Origin of the sequence: Acinetobacter sp. G11 (assembly GCF_049808495.1) — a bacterium.
GTDB classification, from domain to species: Bacteria; Pseudomonadota; Gammaproteobacteria; order Pseudomonadales; family Moraxellaceae; genus Acinetobacter; species Acinetobacter kookii.
The window spans coordinates 1-23793 of the sequence record NZ_JBNCAT010000026.1; the positions used below are offsets into that span (position 1 = coordinate 1).

Sequence of the window (23793 nt, forward strand, 5' to 3'; positions counted from 1 at the left end):
CAGAAAGCCATCATTGAACAAAGGAATTTAAATCCTGTTCTTGACTCTTGCAGTTAAAAACTGGACATTTTAAATGGTTTATTACATAGACATTTTAATTGGTGAATAACATAAATATCTTCGGAACATCCCCAGTATTCCTGACTACAACTTATTTATTGAATGAATACGCTACAGCTATACCATACTCAGAAAGTTTTATTCTTTTATAGCTCTACGTTCTACATTACACTTCGCCAATCCATAGCTGCAAATGAACAACTATAACTGTTATATAAATATTTCACTTTTTTGTATCTATAGATGTTCTATTACATCGTCAATAATCAATCTAACAGATAGACAAATTGAGACAGTCTGATGAACAATCAAGAGCCAAAAAAGCAGCAAAAATACGCTGACAGTGAAATTTCAGATAAGGCTTTCAAGCGAGCCATTATTTGGTTTGGAATTTACGCTTTATTGTTCTGTATTGGTGTGGCATTTGTGGTTGGCGCAGATAACTCATACCTTCCCTAATTTCTATATCAATAAATCTATGATCAAGCAGCATATTTAATGAAAACATGCTGCTTTTTAGTTCAATGATATTGAATTTTAGTTTGCATATATTCACCATAAACAGAAAGCTTTTCAAAAATATGTTCTGAATAAAACATATCATCTATCAGCAATTGCGCTTGGTCAAAGCTATATAAATTTAATATTTTCAGCAACTTGGCATTAATTTTTGAAAACTTTGTACAAAGCTGGATATATTCATCATTTTTATTCTTAAATAATAGTTGTAACATATTGATTTTATTTATATCTAAGTATTCAGATTGGTGTTCCAGTGCAATGACCTGTATTTGTACATGTAAAAAATGAGCAATGAAGTCAATCAGTTCCAGATTAACATTTAAACGCGTAATACAGATTATTCTCGATACTTTTGAATTGCATAAACTATTGATTAAATTTAGATAAAATGAATTTTCTGGTGTCATTTCTTCATCATTTAATTGTAAAGACAGTCCCAGGCTGTCCAGTAATTCATCAAAGTTAAAGCTAAGGTTGTTATGGTTCGCCTGATAATAACGCGACAAAATGCTCAAACTTTGTTTATTTTTAACTGTGTGATAAATCACTTTCTGGTTCAGATTCGCTAATATAAAGGGTGAGAATAAATAGGCTAAATCTTCAACCTGCTCTGTAAGAGGGTCTTGCAGAATCACGATCTGCCCTGCTTTCTCTATCTCCCTGAGTTTTTTTGCTCTTACTAATGTGGCTTCAACATTTACATATTTTTGCTTGAGTAAGCTTTTAACCTGCGAAGAAATTTCGTATCCTGCCAGCAACTGATTGATCAAATTAAGTTGCGATATTTCAAACATTTGTTACTCCATTTCAACCTTTTACGCACCTTCATCACACGTTTGCATGAAGTGTTCGCCAGTATCGCAAATTTTTTTAAACTTCATAGATACAGCATTAATCATAAAATTTATAACAGATCAGTATTTTCAAAAAAATCTGTTATAAAAATACTTTAATATTAATTAAATATCGCTATATTTATATACAGTCACTTTTCATCAGTCATCTTTCAATATGTATAAGTCAGAACAGCTTGCTCATCAATTAAGACAATTGATAGAAAGTGGCACACTGAAAGCCCATGAAAAACTTCCTTCTTTACGTGAACAAGTACAGCTTTCCGGTTTTAGCCTGATAACCGTGATGAATGCTTATCAAGAGCTTGAATCTAGAGGCTTGATTTATGCGAAAGAAAAATCTGGCTACTACATTGCAAATACATATGCCGAGCATGACTACAATGCACCTTTAATTGTTTCTCTCAATTCCAATATTGAAATCAATTCATTAATTTTTAAATATCTGAAATCCATTCAAGGCGAACACATCGTTCCTTTTGGTTCAGCATTTCCCTCCAGTGATTTGGTCTACTCCAAAAAACTGACCCAGATTATGGGACAAATTGCGCGTAATAAAAAAAGTTATGATGCCATTGATAACTTGCCACCGGGAAATCTTGCCTTACGCAAACTGATTGCGCAACGCTATTGCATGCAAGGTATACCCACTGATCCTGATGACATTGTCATTACATCGGGTGCTATGGATGCGCTGAATTTGGCTTTACAGGCGATTGCGAAACCGGGTGACTATATAATCCTGCAGCAAAATATTTTTTATGGCGCCTGGCAAGCAGCCGAACGCTTAGGCCTGAAAGTGGTGACTATTCCTGAACATCCCAAACATGGATTTGATCTGGACGCTTTTGAACATATCTTAAAAACCTATCCGGTGAAACTCTGCTGGTTCATGTTGAATAGCCATAATCCGGTAGGTTTTACCGTTTCAGAGGATATAAAGTTTCAAATTTCAAAATTATTGCATCAATATCAAGTTCATATGATTGAAGATGATGTATATGAGGAAATGTATTTTGGGCATAAAAAGCCTTTGCCCATGACCTATTATGATCAGAATAATTTAGTTCTACACTGCTCTTCTTTTTCGAAAACCCTGGGTGCGACGTTTCGGGTGGGTTGGGTGCATGCCGGAAAATACTCACAGCATATTCAGCACCTGCAATTAATGAGCACGATCTCGGTCAACTCTTTACTACAAACCGCATTAGTGAAATTTTTGTCCAACTTTCATTATGAAAAACATCTGCGCAATTTACGAAAAAATTTACAGCATAATAAATTATTATTTTATAGATATTTAGAGTTAAACTTACCCCCTGAGTGTAAAGTCGAATATCACCCAAGCGGCTATTTTTTATGGCTAAAACTGCCTAAAAATATAGATAGCATGCCTATTTATGAAAGCCTGATCCAGCAGCAAATCGGCATTGCACCCGGACAACTTTTTAATATTACCGCACAAAAACAGCATTATTTAAGAATAAACTGTTCATTTGAATGGTCAGACTCAGTTCAGCATTCACTTGATCAGGTTATTGTTACGCTGCAAAAATTTATAAGAGATGAATAGTTTAAATTGACAGCGGGTATTGTCATGACTATGTTGTAAAATGATTTTGATCGGCATGGTTTTGTTATGCTGATCGTTATTAAGACAAAATGAAAAACAAAAAATATAGGGAAATACAGGATTATCACGAAATGGAATCGCAAAATTCTAAACGTATTCATGCATTTGATAATGATGTCATGTCAGATCTAGATGCCGTCGGTATCGCACAATTGATTCGCAACAAACAGGCTTCCGTACAAGAAGTCACCGCAGCGGCTATTGCACGTGCACAACGTGTCAATCCGCATCTCAATGCAATTCAGCTTGAATGTTTTGAGCGTGCTTTAGCAAAGCCACATTTCAAGCAAACGGGAATTTTTGCCGGTGTTCCCTTCTTTTTTAAAGACAATACCGATTATCAGGGCTTGACAACCAATCATGGCTCTAAAGCTGTAAATGGTAAAACCGTATTAATTAATCCCAAGATCAGTCAACAATTTTTAGATCAGGGCTTTGTGGTTTTAGGCAAAACGACCCTGCCAGAATTTGGTTTAAATGCCACCACCGAGTTTCAGGATGGCAGTGCGACTTTCAATCCATGGCATACTGACTATTCTTGCGGTGCATCTTCGGGTGGTTCGGCTGCCATGGTTGCCTCAGGTGTCGTACCCATTGCCCATGCGAATGACGGTGGCGGTTCAATTCGTATCCCTGCTGCCTGTTGTGGTCTGATTGGTCTTAAACCGAGTCGCGGTCGTACCTTTGACAGTGATGCCGCACGTTCTTTGCCGATTAATATTATCAGTGAAGGTGTGGTTACCCGTAGTGTCCGGGATACAGCTTATTTTTATGCAGGTATGGAACAAAGATTCCATAATAAAAAACTGCCTAAAATCGGTTTAATTGAACACCCTAACCAGCGCCGTCTACGTATTGGCCTGGTTACCCAATCCATCACCGGTCAAATTGATCAGGAAACTTCATTCACCCTCAACCAGACTGCAAAGTTACTTTCAGATTTGGGACATCATGTTGAAGAATTCCAGTTGCCTATCTCCATTAGCTTTGTTGACGATTTTAGTGAATATTGGGGCTTTTTGTCCTTCATGCTGCAAACTTTTGGAAAAAAGGCTTTTGGTGCCGGATTTAATGCCAAGCAGCTGGATAACTTAACCGTGGGACTTGCCGGACTCTATAAGAAGAATTTTTACAAAACGCCATTATTTTTATACCGTTTAAAAAGAATGCAGCAACAGTATCAAGACATTTTTAACCAGTATGACGTGCTCCTTTCACCCGTATTAGCCCATACAACGCCACAAATTGGTTATCTATCGCCTCGGCTTCCCTTTGACCAATTATTTGACCGGATTCAAAATTACGTTACTTTTACTCCTATTCAGAATGTGGTGGGTGCTCCTGGCATGTCGATTCCGATGGGACAAACGCAAGTGGATGGTCTGCCAATTAGCATGCAACTTTCTGCCAATATTGGGGATGAAAAAACGTTAATTGAATTGGCCTATGAAATTGAACAGGCAAAACCCTGGCGTAGAATTCAGGATGCTTGATCATAAAAACAAATAAGGAAATGAGCAGCTTCCTTATTGCACATCCTATTAAATGCAATGATTTAAGGTCTTTCATCATTATTGCCCCCTCTTTATTTTTCTCTTGCGCTTGATTTTAAAACACTGCTTAAAACCAGGCTCAGGGAGAAATAAAAAACTTATGGAAGACATCTATTGAACCTCAAACTCAATACGACGGTTTTTCCGACGTCCCTCAGCAGTGATATTGTCAGCAACAGGTTGGTTTGAACCAAAACCTTCTGCGGTTAAATTTTCAGCTGCAATATTTTTCCCAATTAAATAGTTTTTAACTGCTGCTGCACGCTGTTGGCTCAAAGTCAGGTTTTTATCTGCATCACCAGAGCTATCCGTGTGACCAATCACCTTCACTTTCTTGCCACCGACTTTATTCAATGCTATTGCCATTTCATCTAAAATCTGTTGACCGGATGCAGTTAAGGTGGCACTTCCAGATTCAAATTCAATAATGCGGTGCTTTAATGCAGCATCAATCATTTGCTGCTCAGCTTGGTTTACGGATAACTGTGCATTCAAGCGATAAGGATCAGATACCAGGCTTTGAAGTTTTACAGTCATTGGCTGAATGGTGTTTGCATTATTGAGTTTGCCGGATAAATCCATCTGCGTACCACGTACCTTCAGTTTACCCTGTTTGACTTTTTTTAAATCCTCGGTAATGACATGACTGATCGCATTACTCCAGCCATTCGGAGCTGTTACAGCACGGACTTGAATTCTGTCAATGATATTTTCCTGACCATACGTGAGATACATTTTATTTAAAATTTCTTGTTTACTGGCTTGATTGGGGACCGCACCTTCAATGACAACCGGTGCTGCATAAGTCACTATAGATAAATTCAAAATTAAAAAAGCGCTCTGAAAAATATTTTTAATGCATTGTTTTTTCATAATATTATATTCATTAATAAAGGTTTTTCTAAACATTTTCATGTCTTGGGTGGTGCTAAGCTGCTTTTTATTCATTATGGTATAGCTCCAGCACTATTCGTTGTATTTGTTTTAACCACGGTTACAGGTACAGGAGCTGTCTGTGCCGAAACAACACGAACCGATTTATCATTTACGACCTAATTCACCAGTTGCATGCCGGCGTACCCGCGACTCGAACCAATATGGCCTGAATTGCCACTAATCAATCGGAAACTTACTTTCACAGCTAAACCAGAGTTTTGCTGGTCTTTCCAGATCATTTCAAAATAATTTCCCCGTTGGGTACGCTGTGCATGATCAATGAGGCGGTTAATGCCATATTCTCCTGGTTCATCAAAAATGGTATGCATTTGTCCTTGCAAATCTACTGCTGTAATACGTGCACCAGGCATAGCTCCCTGATTTGGCCAGACAAAATTCACCCATTGTTGAACGCCATTTTCATAAACCATTCTTTGGCCATCAATATCAATGGTATAAGAAAGCAGTTGTGGATTCTCTAAAGGATAAAACTGGAAATTTGATGGATTGACTGCGGCTGTTCCTGTGGTTTGGTTCAACTCGCCTGTGGCCATGCCATTATTAGGGGCAACATAACTTTGGAAATTCATCACAAATTGTGGATTCAGGTTAATTCCCAAATCTTTCCAGGTTTTAGACGTTAATAGATAACCTCGACGAATGACCAGTGGATCGAGATTGTCTTTGACAAACCGTGCAATACTGCCATTTTCACCCAAAATTTGACTGATTTCCTGACGGGTTGCTTGCAAGGTCGCAGAAGCAGTGAATGGATATTTTTGGCTTAAGTTAGCCATAAATGGTTGATTGGCCTGTATCATCCATAATTTATTTATTTCATGTTGTGCGGGAATCAATAAACCTTCAAAGGATTGGGTTAATGGACTCATCAATAATTTCTGCAAAACTTGTTGATCCCGCTCATTCAGGCCAACCGTCATTTTTTCATCAATCATTTTTTGGCTATGATTAAACACAGAGTTCTGATCATTAATCGTTTGCCTGACTAGAATGATTGCTGCAGGACCAATTTCCCCTGCACTTTTCAAATCATTGAACTTGCTCCTCACCCGGGCCAATGATTGCATGTATTCATCTAATAAAGATTGATTTTGTTGATCATCACGTTTACGCACCAATTGGTAGAACATCTGGAATTCTTTTGAAATGGTGCCCTGTGCCTGATTCGATGTCTGTTGTACAACTCTAGATTCATTTCGGTTTAAAACTCTAGTTTTAAACCACGCCATGAAGCCCGTTTTGGTTGTAGCCAGTTCAGCCTGAATGACTGAATTATCCCAGCTGGTTTCTTGAGCCACCTGCTGGATAATGGCTCGAATGGGTGAATTTTCTGGTTCGCCCAAGATTTCAATATTTTTTGCTTGCCGGTTGAAATCGTTGGCTTTTGCATAGTAAATGCCATTTAAAAATTTGTGCCATTCAGTGATATATTGCTGTTTATATAATGCCGTTAATTGCTTACGAATCTGGTCTGAACTGCCACTCAACGTCAGATCATCCGATTGGGTGATATTTAATACCCAGTCTTTGCTATCGGTTGGGCGGTTTGCCGCATCATCAATGGCTTTTTCTACATATTCGTTCCAAGCTTTATATGTAAACATGCCAGGTAAGGCATAACTTCCCAGCACGGTATTTTGATTATTTTCCCCAACGAGCTGTTTTATCGTTACAGCAGGATAACGCACTGCAGCACGCATTTTGATTTCATTATACACACGATCCCTTGCAGGCATCCCCCGAATAACAGCCAACAAGATCTGACGGGTCTGATCCACCAGCAAAGGGTCAGCTTCAAGTATGGGAAATTTTTGATCGTTTGCCAGTGCAAGGCTATAGGATAATATCTGCTCGGCTTTCTGGATTATTTCACCCCGTGGCATTTGCCCCCGGTTTGTATCCAGCCAAGGACGCCAGAAACGGGTCAACTGATCGCCTAAATGGCTTGAATCCATATATTGAGGATTACTCAGCATCAAGTACGCCTTTAAAGCATTGTAAGCATCCTGAGGATTGGTTTCAGAGGGTTCCAAATATTGATGATTTTTAACTCCCTGATTTATTGCCACATTGACATGTTTGGCTTTTAAAGTGGCTTCATTCGTTTTTATACGTTGTAAATACTGCGCAATATTCTGCTGGGTTGGCTGCAAAAGCAGCTGTCTAATTCCCGCCAAATATTCGCTTTGTAATTTTTCTCGCAATGTATCACCCTGATACAGACCAAAGCCAAACCGTATAGGCTGATTTTGTTCAAATTGATCAAGCTGCTGCATACGCTCCTGCAAAATGAGCAACGCATCCAGTTGTGTAGAGAGCTGTTGGCCGGATTGCTTTTGCAAATGAACCACCTTGTCTAAATCGGCCTGAACATCGGCAATCAGCTGTTGATTATTGCGATATGACCAAATCCACAAGCTCAATATTATGGAGATTCCCAGCAAGGCAGCCATAAAGGCAACATGACGTTGTTTCTTGCGTTTAGGATTAATATGCTGTTTAACCAGATGCTGGTCCTTTAAAATCACATCCGAAAACAGAGCTTTCAGAAAGTACCCACGGTTCTGTGAAACTGAATGACCCGGCACAGTATTTTCACTCTTTAAGCTTGCTGATAAATGAAAATCCTGCACCATCTGTTCGGTCATTGGGCTTTCAGTGATTCCCTGTTGTAAGGCACTGGTAAAATAGAAGCCACGAAATACGGGTTTAAACTGGTAGGGATTGTCTTCAAACAAGGCCGCTATAAAAGTTTTCAGCACTGGTTTTAAGTTTTTAAATTCTAAGGGAAATGTCATCACACTGGGTGAAATATTCTGGCTATGGCGTCGGCTGAGATGCGTGTTACTTAATCCTTTTAAACCTTCATATAAAACAGCATAATGCTGTTCAAAAAGTGCCATTACATCCTGCACAGAATCTTGTTCGTATTTTAAGGTCGCGCCCCATACCTGATCCAATTCATCGACATCATAACATTCAAAAAAATCGGTAAAGCCTGCAATCAAGTCCATTTTGGAAAACACCACATATACGGGTGCAAATATCTCTAAACGTTCAGTAATGTCTTGAATACGTGTTCTTAAATTCTTAGCCAATTTTATAGATTGTTCAGGACTTTGGCTCGCCAGTTCTGTAATACTGGCCATCACAATTAAACCATTCACAGGTGCTTGAGTACGGCTTTTCTTTAATAGATTCAAAAATCCCAACCATTCAGGATGATCTTCAGCATAAACTGAATAACGTCCGGCAGTATCCAGCAATACCCCTTCCGTAGAGAAAAACCAGTCACAGTTTTTTGTCCCGCTGAGGCCAGAAGAAATACTTTTTTGATGGGAATTTTCAAAGGGAAATTTTAGCCCCGAATGATAAATAGCTGAACTTTTACCTGCGGCAGGATTCCCAATCAGCATATACCAGGGTAATTCATATAATGCCGTGTTGCCTTTTTTGTTCCCCAACTTTGATTTGCGAATCAGTTGGATCGATTTTTTCATTTGCAGGCTGATGAGCTGTAATTCTTGCGTTTCTTTTGGTTTGCCATATTCTGCATTTCTATCATGCTCAATTGCTTCTGCAAGCACTGTGCCCTGTTGAGCAGGACGATTTTTTTGAACCCATCTATAGATGCCATAGCCGATGATTGTAAAAACATAAGCTGCAACTAAGGTCCAAAAAATATTTCGCGGAATAGCCGAATAAGAAGAAACCAGTAGCACTAAAACAGAGAGTGTAATAATGGCTTTGGGATGGGTTACATATTGCCAGACATAAGTTAAAACAGTGTAAAACATGTGATTCTCATTATTCTATTTATATTTAAATGTTTTGTTTTTGGAATTAATTTAATGCTACATGGGTTTAAAAAAAGCATGGGTTAAAGCTTGGTCAGCACTGTATATCATGCTGGTCAACTCCTCTGGCAGATGCATACCCAACATAAAACCAAAAATTTTTGCGAGTTGTTGTGTATGGCCCAAAATTGGTTTTGTATAGATACAATGGTGAGGTTCAATTAAAGCGGGTAAAAATGTCTGATTATTTTTTTTAATGCTTTTGATATCCGTGGCCTCATCTAAAACCAGTACAAAAGGCCGTTCCTGGGGGGGCTGATCTATATGCTCAGGCATCACCTGATTGAGGCAAGTCAATAAATTGTCTACGTTGCTTGCAACTTTAAGCTGCTTGATTGCATCTATATCATTGATCTTCACATCTTCAGCCGCCACACACCAACTGGATGCAAATTCTGCTGGCAAATAATCATCCATCAGCCACATTTTTTCATCTAGAAATGTCTGGTCAATTTCAGAATCTACATTAATGATGAATGAAAATTCCTCAGTTTGTTTCGATATTTGATGCAATAATTTAAGCCAGTCATCATAAGCACTTTGCTGGGCAATATAATGATGTTGTAGATGGACTTGCTGCGAAATTATTCCCAACGATTGCATAAAATTCAGCAATGTTTCCCGGCTTGAATATTCATCCCAAACATGTAACACATTGTTCGATAATAAAATATGAACATTAAGTCGATTTAGACGTGGCACCTGTTCAATTGAGATGTCTTTATCATTAGTGTCTGGAGCATCCGTATTACTCCAGGCAGGATGTATTCGGTATTGGTAGGCCAGTTTTCTATCATAAAATAATGCAGACCGCTTTAAATGCTCAGCCACTTGCATTAAGATTTCAGTCTGTTGTTCTAATTGTTGTTGAATTAAAGCCTTTATACGTGCTAAGCGACCTGCTTTATCTTTTTTATGCTGATCATTATCTTCTGGCCCAAACACTAACATATGATCAAGCGTTTGAATCCTGTAGGATAAAATAGCTAAGCCATAACTGTTTTCCAAGTTAGGATCTAATTCCGGCGATTTAAATTTTTTTAACCCATCAATTATTGATGTATTTTCTCCCCATGCATGGCACACGGAGGATGAAAAAACATTCAAATTGAACCATTGAATCTGTTTAAATTTTGATTCGTGACTTGTCTGTGCTTTATTTAATTGCTGTTCCAATAATGCCTGATTTTGCTGTTTTTTACGCCGTATATAGGCCCGATAAGCCTGATAAATAAAATATGGCGCAAGTATTATTAAAGATAAAAGAATGGGTAAAATAAAAAAATATGAAACTAAATCTAGGCTCGAAGGATCATATTGAATATCACGCCAATAATAAATAATGACTATACCTAACAGTAGAAACATACTGCTGAAAATCCTCAGTATCAGCTTATTCATTGCATGACTCCCAATAAGCTATAACAGGTCTCTGCATGATTTTCTGTATGTCTAGCCATTAAAAAAGCCCCTTGGGCCAAGCCATGTTCTGATTTTGAATCCAGGCAAAGCACCTGTATATTTTCTTTTTTTAATATTAAGCGTACATCTACCATTATTGTGGGACTACACCAAGTTGAAAGTATTTTCTTTAACTTCTCACTCATTTTTTGCTTGGGTAAAAAGCTGAGATAATCCCTTCTAGATAATGGACCAATCTGAATTTCTATTTTTCCGCCCAGTTGCCGAATATTTTCCCCACAAAAGGTATCTCTTCCAAGTAAACTGGCATTTAAACTTCCTAAAGTTGTTCGTTGTGCCTCTTGCAATTTGAATTTTTCTTCTACCCACTGTTTTATTGTAAATTCAGTTTTGAAAATACAGTTAAGCATGGTTTTTAAAGCGTATGCGGTATTATTTTGTCCCTGCATTAAACCTGAAAATTCAGCAAAATAATCATCTAATTCAGTCTGATTCTGTTGTGTTCTGACATAACCATTTAAAGCATGCAGGATATCCAGATAATCATTTTCCTTTTCAATTTCATACCGTATGGGTAAATGATAGTTCAAACTTGCATCAACATATTGTGCGGTCAGCTTGTGATTAAATAAGCTTAGAAAACTTAGAGTTTCTTGTCTTTGCTGACGACAGCTTTGCTTAATTTTATGGGTATAGCTATAGGGCAAAGCACCTTGTATACCGGTGATCCCAACCATAAGATTAGTAATATGTATGTAGCTGTTTTCAAAAGTTAAGGATTCTATTTCGGTTACTGGAAAATTAAGATTTACAGAACTCTGGAATTTAAAATCATTCGCCCAGTATTGGGTGATGGATGAATGTAGCATATGGCGTAACAAACGTATCGCCTGGATAAACTCATAAGCTGTAGGGGTGGTAAAGAGATCTTCCATTACAGAAGTTTCTTGCCACCAACGTTCTGTACGCATTGGTATAACTCCTGTTGAGTATTTGAATCACTGACCACAAGATCAACATAACTATTCATTTGAACTTTTAAATTAAAAATATGACTTAAAATTTGGCTAAAAATATACAGGCTATGACCTTTGAAAATTTGTGAATCTATAGCTAAATTCACTTTAATTCCACGGACAAATAAGGGATAAGGATGCGCTTCCACCATTTTTTGTGTCAAAGAAAAATCAATCCTTTTAATGGCTTCAATAACAAGCTGGTTTTCTTTCAATTTAGGCAAGTTATAAAGCACTAAAAGCTCTTTAATATGGCTGAGGGCATCCCCTTTCATCAGGGACAAGGTATTTAAGGATAAATGAGAGATAATGCGCCATTGCTCATTTTTATTTTGCGCAAAGTAATATGGCTTGAACGGTCGCTTTAACATGAGCGCACGCCGTGCAAGGTGGTTATCATTCAAATGCAGAACGTTATTGGCCTGACTTAAAACTTCATGGGGTAAATCCCCATTACAACAGAGCAGTTGTGCACTGATAAAATCAGACTTGGTGCTATGAGGTGATAAATTTTTGGAAACAATGGAATAACGGGTTTCAACCAGATTATTCTGCAATTGTGTAGAATTCAAGCTATAAAAATATTGTTCATTATGCTGATGATAATGGCTCATGGCAAAAAATGGCAGAATAGGAACTGTAGTCTGGTCCTGATTACTTTTTTCCCGAATCATATTCATCTCGATTATTGAATAGAGCTGATAAAATTCAGGATGATGGCTATCGGTGAGCAATGGATATTCTAATTGTTTATGATTTATTTTCTGCGGTTCAGCCTGCTTATAAAATAGGTTCACCACAGGCGTTGAAAACAGTTTAAAGTTTGCAACATTCAACTCAGTATAGTTACGGATACAGGCCTGATCATTTAAATTGATCTTTAAGTGAATCAATATTTCAAATTCTGCATCTTCACCTATTAAATGTTTTAAGAAATTTAAATTAAGATTGAGATAATTAAATTTTTCAGGAAAACAAAAGTATTCCAGCAGTAAACGGTAAGCATGATGAGTATGTTGATCAATCGGTAATAGACTTTCAGATTCAGCAAAGCCCATGACTGTAAATGGATTAACAATTTCAATCATACGATTTCCCGTGTTTAATGAAAATCCTGTACTGGCATGAAATATATTGTCCAAAACCTGCAAAGGGAAATTTGCAATCGCATCCAGGTAAATCGGTAAATTTTCATTGATTAACAGCTTTTGGCTTCGTTGATAAATTTCAAAGCCTAAACTAAGCGTCGCATTCTGATTTAAATGCATGTGTGCACGAGGATGGGTTTTAAAATTTAGGCTCTTTAAAGCTATGGGTAATAATCGTACAGGCTGAGTCGTGCTAAATTCACACTGTACGCCTTTAAAACTGCGTGACTTTAGCGAAGTCGCTTTAGGAATTTCATGTACTTCTGTCAGCTTTTTTATTTTATTTAAATCTTCGAAACTGACGACTGAACATGCAGGAAACGGCTTGAGATACTGAGGAAACATGACCTGGAATAATGAACGGGTAAAGACCTCATAACTGTCTGCCAGTTTTTTATCAATACGCGCAGCGACGAGTGAAAAAGCCTGAATCAGGCGTTCAATATGCGGATCGTCAATTTGTTCTTGATTAAGCGATAGACGTTGAGCAATTTTCGGATATTTCTGTGCAAATTCACGCGATTGTTGCCCAAATTCTTGTAATTGCTTTTCATAATACGGTAACAGTTCTTCAATCACAGCGAACCCACTTAAGATCTTGCAGAAATAACATAGTGTTGCGTTGTTGGTTTCAATAAAACGTCCAGAATGACCGGCTCAAATAAAGGCTGTATGTTTAAATAAGCTTGAACACTTAAAGATAATGCTCCCATGTTATGACCATCGCTTAGCATGGTGACCTTAATTTGCTTAAGTCGGGGTTCATGGGCAATAATCGATTGTTGAATAGATTGACAAATTTTGTCCCGATCTGTGGGATTGGCCGTTGACAACCCCACAAAGTCAATAATCCCAAATTGCATAACAGACTGTTTTACTAAAGGAAAATCATCAATGACTCCATCCAGTAGCGACATGCGGCTATTTAATAAATCCTCCAGATCCGAGGCTACAGATTCTCGTAATTTTTGAAGTGAAATTCCACGCTCATTCTGTTCAGAATCCGCTAATAGCCGCTCAAATAAAGTGGTTTTAAAACCGTAAGGATATAATTGGTCTAAGTTCATTTTTTATTATTTAATGATGAAAAAAATTATTCATAGCGACCAACGGCAGTTGGCCACTATTTGGGTCAGTACACTATGCAGCGTAAGAAGCTGTATTATTGGAAAGTGACCATTTCTTTGTTACCGCACCTTTTTGTGTACCGTTAATATCCTGCTGATTATAAGTCCACTCTACTGCAGCATATTTCAAACCAAAAGATTCGGTCGGAACCCCTTCTTCATTGACGTTTGGGGTAACGCTTGAAACAAGCACATGCTTTAACTTGATTTGAAGATATTTAATCCGCTTGTCACCATTGGCACGGTAAAAATCGATTTGAACTTCGTCAAAGGTATATCCAGCTGAACATGCTTCCCAAAGTTTTGGACTGGTTGCATCTAAATCCTTTACAAACAGCATATCTGAATGTTCGACACGTTCGGCAGTATGGCCACCTACACTTGAAGATGTCGCTGATTTAGGTTGACGGATATTGTGTGCCCAAGAATTTACTTCTAGCCAGTCTTTGTGTTCGGAGTCGCGAGATTCACCATCAACTTTATATTTGCCACGAAATTGGACGTATATATCTTTCATTTTTTTAATTTTCCTGTTTTATTTTTAAATTATTATAAAATTGCGCTCTAATTAAATTAATTAGAGGACTGAGGTAACTCAGTAACAAGTCTCAAAGAAACCGACAACTCATCCAACTGAAAATGTGGCCGTAAAAAAACCACAGATTTGTAGTGCCCAGGTTGAGCTGGGTTCTCTACAACTTTTACCGAAGCTTCGCGAAGCGGATACTGTGCTTTCGCCTCTTGCGAGGCACCATCATCTAACAAAACATATTGCGACAGCCATTCATTTAAAAATGCTTCCACATTGCCGGCAGAGGCAAAGCTCCCCACTTTGTCGCGCATCATGGCTTTTAAATAATGCGCAATGCGTGAAACAGCCATAATGTATTGAATCTGACTCGATAACGCAGAATTGGCATTTGCACTATCGCTGTCATATTTTTTCGGTTTTTGAGTCGATTGTGCACCAAAGAAAACGGCATAATCGGTATTTTTGCAGTGCACTAAAGGGATAAATCCTAAATCACTGAGTTCTTTTTCACGACGGTCAGTAATGGCAATCTCAGTGGGACATTTGAATACCACTTCTCCATCATTGGTCTTGAACGTATGCACTGGCAAACCTTCAACCAGGCCTCCTCCTTCCACGCCACGAATGGCAGCACACCAGCCATACATATCAAAAGCATTGGTTAAACGCGTCGCAAATGCATAAGCTGAGTTCATCCATAAATATTCAGCATGATTCTGACCAGTCACTTCTTCTATAAAGTTAAAACCTTCAGTAACCGTTCCATCTTTGGGATGATATGGCAGACGTCCTAATACACGCGGCATAGTCAATGCAACATAACGCGCATCATCGCTTTCGCGGAATGAACGCCACTGCACATATTCAGCAGTTTCAAAAATTTTAGAAACATCACGTGGACGATCAATATCGGTAAAAGACTCTAGCCCCAGCATGCTAGAGCTGGTTGCAGAAATAAAAGGTGCATGTGCCGCTGCAGCAACATGGGAAATCTGTTCCAATAAATACATATCCGTTGGCGTACGGTCGAATTCAAAGTCACCGACTAATGTGGCATAAGGTGCACCACCAAAGGAGCCATATTCTTCCTCGTATATTTTTTTAAATAAAGTGCTTTGATCAAAATCTGTTGAACCTTGAAAATCTTTAACCAGTTCTTTTTTACTGGTATTGAGCATTCGAATTTTAATTAAAGAATGAGATGGTGTTTCCTGGCAGAAATAGTACAAGCCACGCCAGGTGGATTCAATTTTTTGAAATTGCTCATGATGAATAACTTTGCTTAACTGTTTTGAAATTAAGGCATCAATTTCTGCAATTCGCTTATCGATTGACAAGGTCATATTTTCGGAAACGGTTATGGTTCCAGTCATGACTTCTTTGGCCAATTCACCAATCAGGCTTTTTGCGTGTTCATGTTCTTCATCATTACGGGCTATACGGCTTTGCTCAACAATTGAATCCAGTAAGGTAAATTCTTTCACATCTGTAGAGATGGCAGCAGCATGTAAATTATTCATGTTCTGCCTCCATGCTTAACTTCCGAACCTGGTCTGTATTTTTTAAAATTTCTTCCAGCAAATCTTCAAGACGTTCATTATTTGAAATCTTGTTACGCAAATCGGTTAAACGCTCTCGTGCTTCAACCAATTTCCGTAAGGGATCGACTTGTTGTACGATATTTTCTGGACGAAAATCTTGCATTGAATTAAAGGTTAAATCTACGGACATGTGTCCACCTTCTTCGGTCAAGGTATTCTCAACCTGAAAAGCCGCACGAGGTGCCAGCGATTGCATCACCTCATCAATGTTGTCCAAATCCACATTGATAAATTTTTTATCTTTTAACTTGCTCTTTTCTAATTCGGAGGCAGCTGAAAAGTCACCTAATACCCCAATCACAAAAGGCAACTCTTTGATTTCTTTTCCATCGCCAACCTCAACATCATAAGTCAGTTGTACACGTGGCGGACGAATACGTTGTAATTTCTTTTGTACACTTTCACGTTTAGCCATGAAGACTATCCTATTTTAGTTCTTATTAAATGAAGCAAATGGGCTTGAACCCAAAGTTATGGAGTTGTTACTTTGAAGTTTTGTGGTGGCGGTTGTATTTCGTGCAGATGTTTTTGTTACTCTGCTCTGCAAATTGACGTGACGGCTTAACGAGCTGGTTTTTCCAGCGGTACGATTCGATAAACCATTACGTTTCATCCGTTGTTTTAACCTGATCGTGTTGACAGTGACAGCTTTAGAATTGGATGTATCAGGTTCAGGTAATGCGATCTGAATATGATCAGACAATTTTTTTGCTGCAGGATACGTACTTTCCGCATTCAGATAACGCATTTCATGATTACGCATATACTGTAAATTACTTTCGGCAATCCCTACCCCGGCCAGAAAAGCAACATCAGTCAACTCTCTACGCTGAAAATTTTGTTGACGCAACTCCTCGACCCATTGCAAAGCTTTCAGATTTTTACCCATGGCTTGAAATCTTTGGGCAGCCTGAATTGATAATTCATTTTTTAATTGCATATTTTTCTTACTTTTTCTATCGCATAGTTGACGATAAATATTGAGTAAGTCTGGATCGGTTTCGTCACGAACCACAGGATAATCCTGAATGCAGGATTTTTTGAGTTCAAGAATTTTTTCGCTCGCGAAAGTGAATGGACTGACCGATAGCATGACCAGCAAAGGTACAAAAAACTTATATTTATTCAAAAGATGCCTCTAATTGTTCTAGTTATAAATGTAATTATTAGTATATGTTTAAGTAAATTAAATGATTTTAAAATTTTTAATTCATTATTTTGACTTTTTATCCATGCGCAGATTTAACAAAAAACAACCATCAAAAGTCAACAGTGATTAAATATAAAACAATACTTTTTATTGTTATTTAATGTAAAAAATACAAAAAACAGCATATATTTTTTTAATTTTATAAAAAATATGTGTATGATGTGCTCATTGCTTTTATATAAAACAATAACAAACCATTGTTTTTAAAAAATAAAAATACAAAATATAAAAAACAGGAAATTTCAGTAGATAAGTAAAAATAAAAACTGAAGTTCTTTTATAGATGTTGAGTTTGATATGAATAATTTAAAAATTTTGATTACAAAGTTATCTTCTTGTGCCCGTATAGCCCTGGAAAAATCAGCCAATAGCTGCATAGCTCAACAAAATTATGAAATTGAAATTGAACACATATTTTTAGAAATTCTACACAATCACGCAACGCATGATATTCAGCTGTTATTGGAAAACTACAAAATATCGCGCCATGAACTAATAAATGATTTAAAGAAAAGTATTACACAATTACCTAAAGGTAATACACGTACTCCTATTTTCGCAAAATCAATTGTGCGTTTATTGGAACAGGCCTGGTTATTAGCGTCGGCAGCACAAAAGCCCCAGATTCGAACGGGTCACCTCCTTGTAGCATTATTAACTGCTTCCGATCTTTATCAAATCGCTGTCCGTGCTTCCTGCTTATTTGAATTTTTTCCAATAAATCAGATGAAACATACATTTTTAGAAGTATGTACACAGAGTATTGAACAAGTATGGGAACAAAATTCCGCTTCTTCCCCAGATACCATAAAAACTGTACAGCTATCTGAACAGAGACTCAAAACACCAGCTTTAGATCAGTACACCATTGATTTAACTGAAAAGGCAAAAAAAGGTGCAATTGATCCAGTGATTGGCCGTGAGTTTGAAATTCGCTTAATGCTGGATATTTTAATGCGCCGTCGTCAAAACAATCCCATTCTAACGGGTGATCCCGGGGTCGGTAAAACTGCTGTAGTAGAAGGTTTGGCAGTTAAAATTGCCAATGATCAGGTTCCAGATGCTTTAAAAAATGTTCATTTACATATGCTGGATATGGGGCTTTTACAGGCAGGTGCCAGTGTCAAAGGTGAATTTGAAAACCGACTGAAACAGGTCATTCAGGAAGTTCAAAATTCTAGTCACCCCATTATTTTATTTATTGATGAAGCACATAGCTTAATTGGTGCAGGTGGTCAGGCTGGACAAAACGATGCAGCGAATCTACTTAAACCAGCGCTTGCACGTGGTGAATTACGTACCATTGCAGCTACAACTTGGACTGAATATAAACAGTTTTTCGAAAAAGATGCGGCCCTGAGCCGTCGCTTTCAGGTGGTTAAGGTGGAAGAACCCACAGAGGCAGTGGCAATTGATATGCTTCGCGCCATGATTCCTGTAATGACCCAACATTTTAATGTACAAATTGATGATGAAGCCATTGTCACAGCAGTACATAGTTCTCATCGATATATCAGTGGGCGTCAACTTCCAGATAAAGCCATCAGTGTGCTGGATACGGCAGCTGCCCGAGTGGCTTTAACTCAAAATGCCCAGCCTGTTAAGTTAGATCAGTTACAGGCACAATGGCATAACCTGAATCTGGAACAGGATATCTTGGAAAAAGAACAGCAAAATATGCCTATTCATCATGAGCGAATCTTGCAGTTAAAAGCAGAAATTTCTGAATTAGCCGGGAAAATCAGTGATACGCAAGCCCAGTGGCAAAATGAACTGCAACTGGTAAACAGGATTAAAGAACGAGAACAACAAAATGTTACAAGTCAGTCACATACAGATATTGCTCAATATCGTGAAGCACTGGCTCAGCTTCAAGGCACAACTCCGCTTGTTTTTGAACGGGTAAATGCGCAGATGATTCATGAAATTATTTCTGACTGGACCGGAATTCCTGTAGGAAAAATGGCCAATGATGAAATTAAGCAAATTTTGACTTTAAAAGATAAGCTTTCTTTGAGAGTTATGGGTCAGGAGGATGCCTTAAACCAGCTGGTTCAGGGGATCAAAACCTCTAAAGCAAAACTGGGAGATCCGAATAAACCTCAGGGCGTATTTTTAATGGTCGGTCCAAGCGGTGTCGGTAAAACAGAAACAGCTTTGGCACTTGCTAATGAATTATATGGTGGAGAATCTCATCTAATTACTATTAACATGTCTGAATACCAGGAAGCTCATACGGTTTCTGCATTGAAAGGTGCTCCTCCCGGCTATGTGGGATATGGTCAAGGCGGGATTCTAACTGAAGCAGTACGACGAAATCCTTATAGTGTGGTCTTGCTCGATGAGATTGAAAAGGCACATGGCGATGTCCAGGAATTGTTTTATCAGGTCTTTGATAAAGGCATGCTTGAAGATGGCGAAGGTCGTTTAATTGATTTTAAAAATACCACGATCCTGTTGACGTCCAATGTCGGCTCCAATGTCATTATGCAAGCCTGCTTAAACTCTACAGTGGAGACCTGGCCCACAGCAGAACAATTAACAGAACACTTAAAGCCAAGTTTATATCAACAGTTTAAACCAGCATTTTTAGGTCGTATGCGTATTGTGCCGTACTTACCTCTGCACGATGAATTACTGCTACGCATCATCAGACATAAATTGGACAAAATTACTGCACGTCTAGAACAACAATACACCACTACAGTTAGCTATAGTGAAGGCTTGATTGAACTATTGCTCAGCCGTTGTACCGAAGTTGATAGTGGTGCACGTAATGTGGATAACATCCTCAATTCATCAATATTGCCAGCTTTGGCCACACAAATTTTGCTCGGTTTGGCGGAACAAAAAATACCACGACACATCTTGATAGATGTTCAAGAGGATGACATATCTTATCAAATCGATCCGGTAATCAAAGCCGTAAAAAAACGTAATAAAAAGCTCCGTTTTAATGAAGCATAATTAAAAAAACCAGAAGGCAAAACATGAGTTTAGAACTAGAAAAATTATTAAGAGCAATTTCAGAAGCCGTCCCATGCGGGATGGATTGTTCTTTTTCCAATGAGTTTCATGCCATTAAAAAAGCACGAACTCAGGATGATTTACTTTTAGAACAAGGTGATTGGATTGCAGAACCGAAACTAGCCGATTGGAGTTTTGTAAATGAAAAATCCACTGAACTACTGACGGAAAAAACGAAAGATATTCGGTTATATACCTGGCTCGTTGAAGCCTGGTCCCATCTGTACGGGTTTGACGGAGTAGCCAAAGGTTTAGAATTAACCCAACGTAGCTTAAGCAATTTCTGGTTATTTTTATACCCGAAAATTGAAGAGGATGATTTAGATCAACGTCTGGGCCTGTTGCAAGGACTGATTAATCAACTGCCCAAGTTGATTAAGAATATACCCCTGATAAATATTTCACCTTTTTATTCTTTAATTGACTATGAGGGTTTATTACATCAACAGAATTTACAACGTATGCATAGCGAAGAAAACAGCGATGTTGATCCTGCTGCCACACTGGAGCAATTGGAACAGGCATTATTAAGCACACCAAAATCTTTGCAATATCAAAATTATCAGGCTTTTTTAGAAATTTTGAATCAGTGGAATATTTTAAAGGAAGTGTTAGATAGCTTAATGGGTTTGGATGCTCCAAGTTTTGCAGCTATTGACGCTCAACTAGAATCTATTCATGGCAGCCTGAAAAAGGTTTACAAAACAGATGCTTTGGGTTCAGTACTCATGACGGGTCCATCAACTTCTATAACTGGCATGATCGCTTCACCTAAAACCTTACACACAGCAATTGATCCCACAATAGCCATAACCAGTGCACAAAAATTTCAGCCACACGCGCAGAGTCATTTAGCAAATCGTGAACAAGCCATGCGGCTTTTACAAGATATTGCCGATTATTTCCAGATGAATGAACCACATAGTCCAGTCAGCTATCTGCTACAAAAAACGATTAAATGGAACCAGATGCCTTTACATGAATGGCTGAGTCAGGTGATTAAAAACGACAATCCTTTAGAAACAGTACATGAACTTTTGGGTGTACAAAAACAATCCTCATAACACGAATAATAATGGGTAAATTTAATGTTTAAAGCAGAAAAAATTCTTTGGGGCGAAGGCTTATTTTTACGTCCACAACATTTTCAATTACAAGATGCCTATCATGAACAGCGCTTGAATCACACCATCCGCTCTACCATTCCTTTTGCTTATGGCATTCAATCTATTCAATTTGATGAGGTGCAATTAAGTACTCATGTTCTGGCTTTAGAAAAAGTGGATATGCTTTGGCAAGATGGCGAAATTTACCAGGCGCCGGCACGTGACTTATTACCAGAGCCCATTCAACTGGATGATTTAAATTTACGGGGAGAAATGACAGTCTATTTGGCCTTGCCGATGATTCAACCCAATAAACGTAATGTCGCTTTTGAGGAAAGTAGCCAGCCTAGCCGTTATCACTCACACTTCAGTGAAACACATGATTTATTTACCGATGCTACAGCCGCAGATATTACTTTATTAAGACGCCGTGCAGAATTTAAATTACTTGAATCTGGCATTGAACCCAATCATGACCTAGATGGATTTCTGTATTTAGCAGTAGCAAAAGTTAAACGTCAAAGTTCTGGAAATTTTGAATTTGATTGCAAGTTTATTCCACCGATCTTGCATATTGAGGCATCTGCCAGCCTGATGTCAGGTTTAAAACGTAGCCTGAATATCATTAAAGCGAAAATTAAGGCCATTCAAAGCAACAATCGTGAAAATGAGCAAAAACTCATAGAGTTCCGTTCCGGTGATATTGTTTCTTTCTGGCTAGTGAATGCCTTAAACACCGCACATGCCTCCCTGAATCATCTTTTACAATATCCACATATTCATCCTGAACGATTGTTTTTTGAATTACTGCGTTTAACCGGATCACTGCTGACCTTTTCTACAGCCTATGCAGTGGATCAGTTACCTCATTATAAACATCATCATTTACAGGAAAGCTTTTCACAGCTCGATGCCATTCTGCGCGATTTACTCGATACCATTATTTCAAATCGCTATATCAGCATTGCCTTAAAAGAGGCACGTCCCTCCTATTGGATTGGAAGTCTGGAATCCGACAAAATTACGCGTGACACGCGACTGTATATTGCCGTTTCGAGTGGCCTGATGCAAAGCCATGAGCTGGTTCAGTTGGTACCACTTCGTTTTAAAGTAGGTAATTCCGTGGATGTCGAGCAGCGTGTTGTTGCGGCCCTTCCCGTCATTCCATTGCACCATCTCATGCAGGTTCCCACTGCAATTCCAGTACGTTCTGGTGTCAGCTATTTTGAAGTTGAGCCCAACAATGAATTATATCAACGCATGTTGGATGCTGAATCCATGTGTATTTATATCCCAGCCGGCTTTCAGGATATTTCGATTGATGTCATTGCAGTGATGAATAGCTAAGGAATCCGTATATGAATAATCAAGTGCCTTCACTATTTGAGAATGATCAAACGGGTTGGAGATTAGACTCAACGACAACTCCATCTCAAGTCACAAGTACAACAAATCTTGTTGATTTATTACATGAGGGTTTCTATGTGATTTTTCTATTGAAGAATCAATATATTCCAGTCAATCCAGATGAGTTTCGGGAGAAAATTTTAACCCTGTTAAATCATTTTGAGAATCAGGCGCGAAAACAGCACTTTTCAGCAGCGGATATTCATGATGCAAAATATGCTTATTGCGCATTGCTCGATGAAACCATTGTAACTCAACAAGATGTACAATTTTTTGATTTACAGAACTACTGGATGGTCAGCCCTTTACAGTTAAGCCTTTTTGGCTCACAACTTGCTGGCTATCGTTTTTTTGAAATTCTGGAATCACTACGTAGTCTGGGTAAAGAACGTCTCGCAGCCCTAGAAGTCTTTCATTACTGCATGCTACTTGGCTTTCATGGCAAATTTCGAATTGAATCCCTACAAAGTTTGAATCACCTGGTGGCTCGGGTTGGCGATGAAATTGATTTCTTAAAAGGCAAAAAAACAGCTTTTTCGCCCTTTTCTGCTTTGCCTGACCAAATTAGGCATGTCATTCATCGAGAATTACCTTTTTTCTGGATTTTAATCTTTTTGGCATTTTTTACTTTAATATCATTTGCATGCTTGAATTTTATGCTTTTAAATCAAAATCATAAATCATTATCTATTTATCAGAACATTATCAGTCAGCCCGCCGAGCAAGCCTATATCACCATTCATTTACCCTAAAATTTAAAA

The 23793-nt window shown here is 38.2% G+C and carries 18 protein-coding genes; 7 read left to right on the top strand and 11 right to left on the bottom strand.

Features of this window, described 5'->3' with window-relative positions:
* Positions 1–360 precede the first annotated feature (360 nt).
* Positions 361–519 (top strand): hypothetical protein, encoded by a 159-nt coding sequence (locus ACPUEY_RS10295; RefSeq protein WP_165493301.1) that lies wholly within the window; start codon positions 361–363, stop codon positions 517–519.
* 62 nt (positions 520–581) lie between these two features.
* Here ACPUEY_RS10295 and ACPUEY_RS10300 read toward each other — a convergent pair whose 3' ends face one another.
* Positions 582–1376 carry a hypothetical protein gene (locus tag ACPUEY_RS10300; RefSeq protein WP_425122010.1) on the bottom strand — a complete coding sequence of 265 codons (795 nt, stop codon included), beginning with the start codon at positions 1374–1376 and terminating at the stop codon, positions 582–584.
* A gap of 217 nt (positions 1377–1593) precedes the next feature.
* On the opposite strand from ACPUEY_RS10300, the gene ACPUEY_RS10305 reads away from it, so the two are divergent.
* Entirely contained in the window at positions 1594–3009 is a 1416-nt protein-coding gene (locus tag ACPUEY_RS10305) for a PLP-dependent aminotransferase family protein (protein ID WP_425122011.1), read from the top strand.
* A 131-nt stretch (positions 3010–3140) separates the two neighbouring features.
* Positions 3141–4562 carry an amidase gene (locus ACPUEY_RS10310; protein ID WP_092818113.1) on the top strand — a complete coding sequence of 474 codons (1422 nt, stop codon included), beginning with the start codon at positions 3141–3143 and terminating at the stop codon, positions 4560–4562.
* 171 nt (positions 4563–4733) lie between these two features.
* On the opposite strand, the gene ACPUEY_RS10315 is transcribed toward ACPUEY_RS10310, so the two are convergent.
* From ACPUEY_RS10315 to ACPUEY_RS10360, 10 genes are all read right to left on the bottom strand, one after another.
* Positions 4734–5495, bottom strand: coding sequence for an OmpA family protein (locus ACPUEY_RS10315; RefSeq protein ID WP_425122012.1), 762 nt, complete (start codon positions 5493–5495; stop codon positions 4734–4736).
* A gap of 179 nt (positions 5496–5674) precedes the next feature.
* Positions 5675–9376, bottom strand: a complete 3702-nt coding sequence (gene tssM, locus ACPUEY_RS10320; RefSeq protein WP_425122013.1) for a type VI secretion system membrane subunit TssM — start codon at positions 9374–9376, stop codon at positions 5675–5677.
* A 57-nt stretch (positions 9377–9433) separates the two neighbouring features.
* Positions 9434–10837 carry a hypothetical protein gene (locus ACPUEY_RS10325; protein WP_425122014.1) on the bottom strand — a complete coding sequence of 468 codons (1404 nt, stop codon included), beginning with the start codon at positions 10835–10837 and terminating at the stop codon, positions 9434–9436.
* Positions 10834–11829, bottom strand: coding sequence for a type VI secretion system baseplate subunit TssG (gene tssG, locus ACPUEY_RS10330; RefSeq protein WP_425122016.1), 996 nt, complete (start codon positions 11827–11829; stop codon positions 10834–10836). The genes ACPUEY_RS10325 and tssG overlap by 4 nt, the downstream gene beginning before the upstream one ends.
* Positions 11793–13601, bottom strand: a complete 1809-nt coding sequence (gene tssF / locus ACPUEY_RS10335; RefSeq protein WP_425122017.1) for a type VI secretion system baseplate subunit TssF — start codon at positions 13599–13601, stop codon at positions 11793–11795. Before tssF ends, tssG begins: the two co-directional genes overlap by 37 nt.
* 11 nt (positions 13602–13612) lie before the next feature.
* On the bottom strand, positions 13613–14089 hold the full coding sequence (gene tssE / locus ACPUEY_RS10340; protein WP_261181500.1) for a type VI secretion system baseplate subunit TssE: 477 nt from the start codon (positions 14087–14089) through the stop codon (positions 13613–13615).
* Between the two features lie 73 nt (positions 14090–14162).
* Positions 14163–14666, bottom strand: a complete 504-nt coding sequence (locus ACPUEY_RS10345; RefSeq protein ID WP_131273722.1) for an Hcp family type VI secretion system effector — start codon at positions 14664–14666, stop codon at positions 14163–14165.
* 56 nt (positions 14667–14722) lie between these two features.
* A complete protein-coding gene (gene tssC / locus ACPUEY_RS10350; RefSeq protein WP_425122019.1) occupies positions 14723–16201 on the bottom strand; it encodes a type VI secretion system contractile sheath large subunit in 1479 nt (492 codons plus the stop codon).
* Positions 16194–16697 (bottom strand): type VI secretion system contractile sheath small subunit, encoded by a 504-nt coding sequence (gene tssB, locus ACPUEY_RS10355; protein WP_425122020.1) that lies wholly within the window; start codon positions 16695–16697, stop codon positions 16194–16196. Before tssB ends, tssC begins: the two co-directional genes overlap by 8 nt.
* 15 nt (positions 16698–16712) lie before the next feature.
* Entirely contained in the window at positions 16713–17411 is a 699-nt protein-coding gene (locus ACPUEY_RS10360; protein ID WP_092818122.1) for a hypothetical protein, read from the bottom strand.
* Positions 17412–17789: 378 nt separating this feature from the next.
* Between ACPUEY_RS10360 and tssH the strand changes: the two genes are divergently transcribed.
* The 4 genes from tssH to ACPUEY_RS10380 are packed head-to-tail and all read left to right on the top strand — an operon-like array spanning position 17790 to position 23784.
* On the top strand, positions 17790–20459 hold the full coding sequence (tssH, locus tag ACPUEY_RS10365) for a type VI secretion system ATPase TssH (RefSeq protein WP_425122021.1): 2670 nt from the start codon (positions 17790–17792) through the stop codon (positions 20457–20459).
* A 23-nt stretch (positions 20460–20482) separates the two neighbouring features.
* Positions 20483–21583 (top strand): type VI secretion system protein TssA, encoded by a 1101-nt coding sequence (tssA, locus tag ACPUEY_RS10370; RefSeq protein ID WP_425122022.1) that lies wholly within the window; start codon positions 20483–20485, stop codon positions 21581–21583.
* Between the two features lie 24 nt (positions 21584–21607).
* Positions 21608–22972, top strand: coding sequence for a type VI secretion system baseplate subunit TssK (tssK, locus tag ACPUEY_RS10375; protein WP_425122023.1), 1365 nt, complete (start codon positions 21608–21610; stop codon positions 22970–22972).
* 11 nt (positions 22973–22983) lie between these two features.
* On the top strand, positions 22984–23784 hold the full coding sequence (locus ACPUEY_RS10380; RefSeq protein ID WP_425122024.1) for a DotU family type IV/VI secretion system protein: 801 nt from the start codon (positions 22984–22986) through the stop codon (positions 23782–23784).
* The last annotated feature ends 9 nt before the right edge of the window (positions 23785–23793 follow it).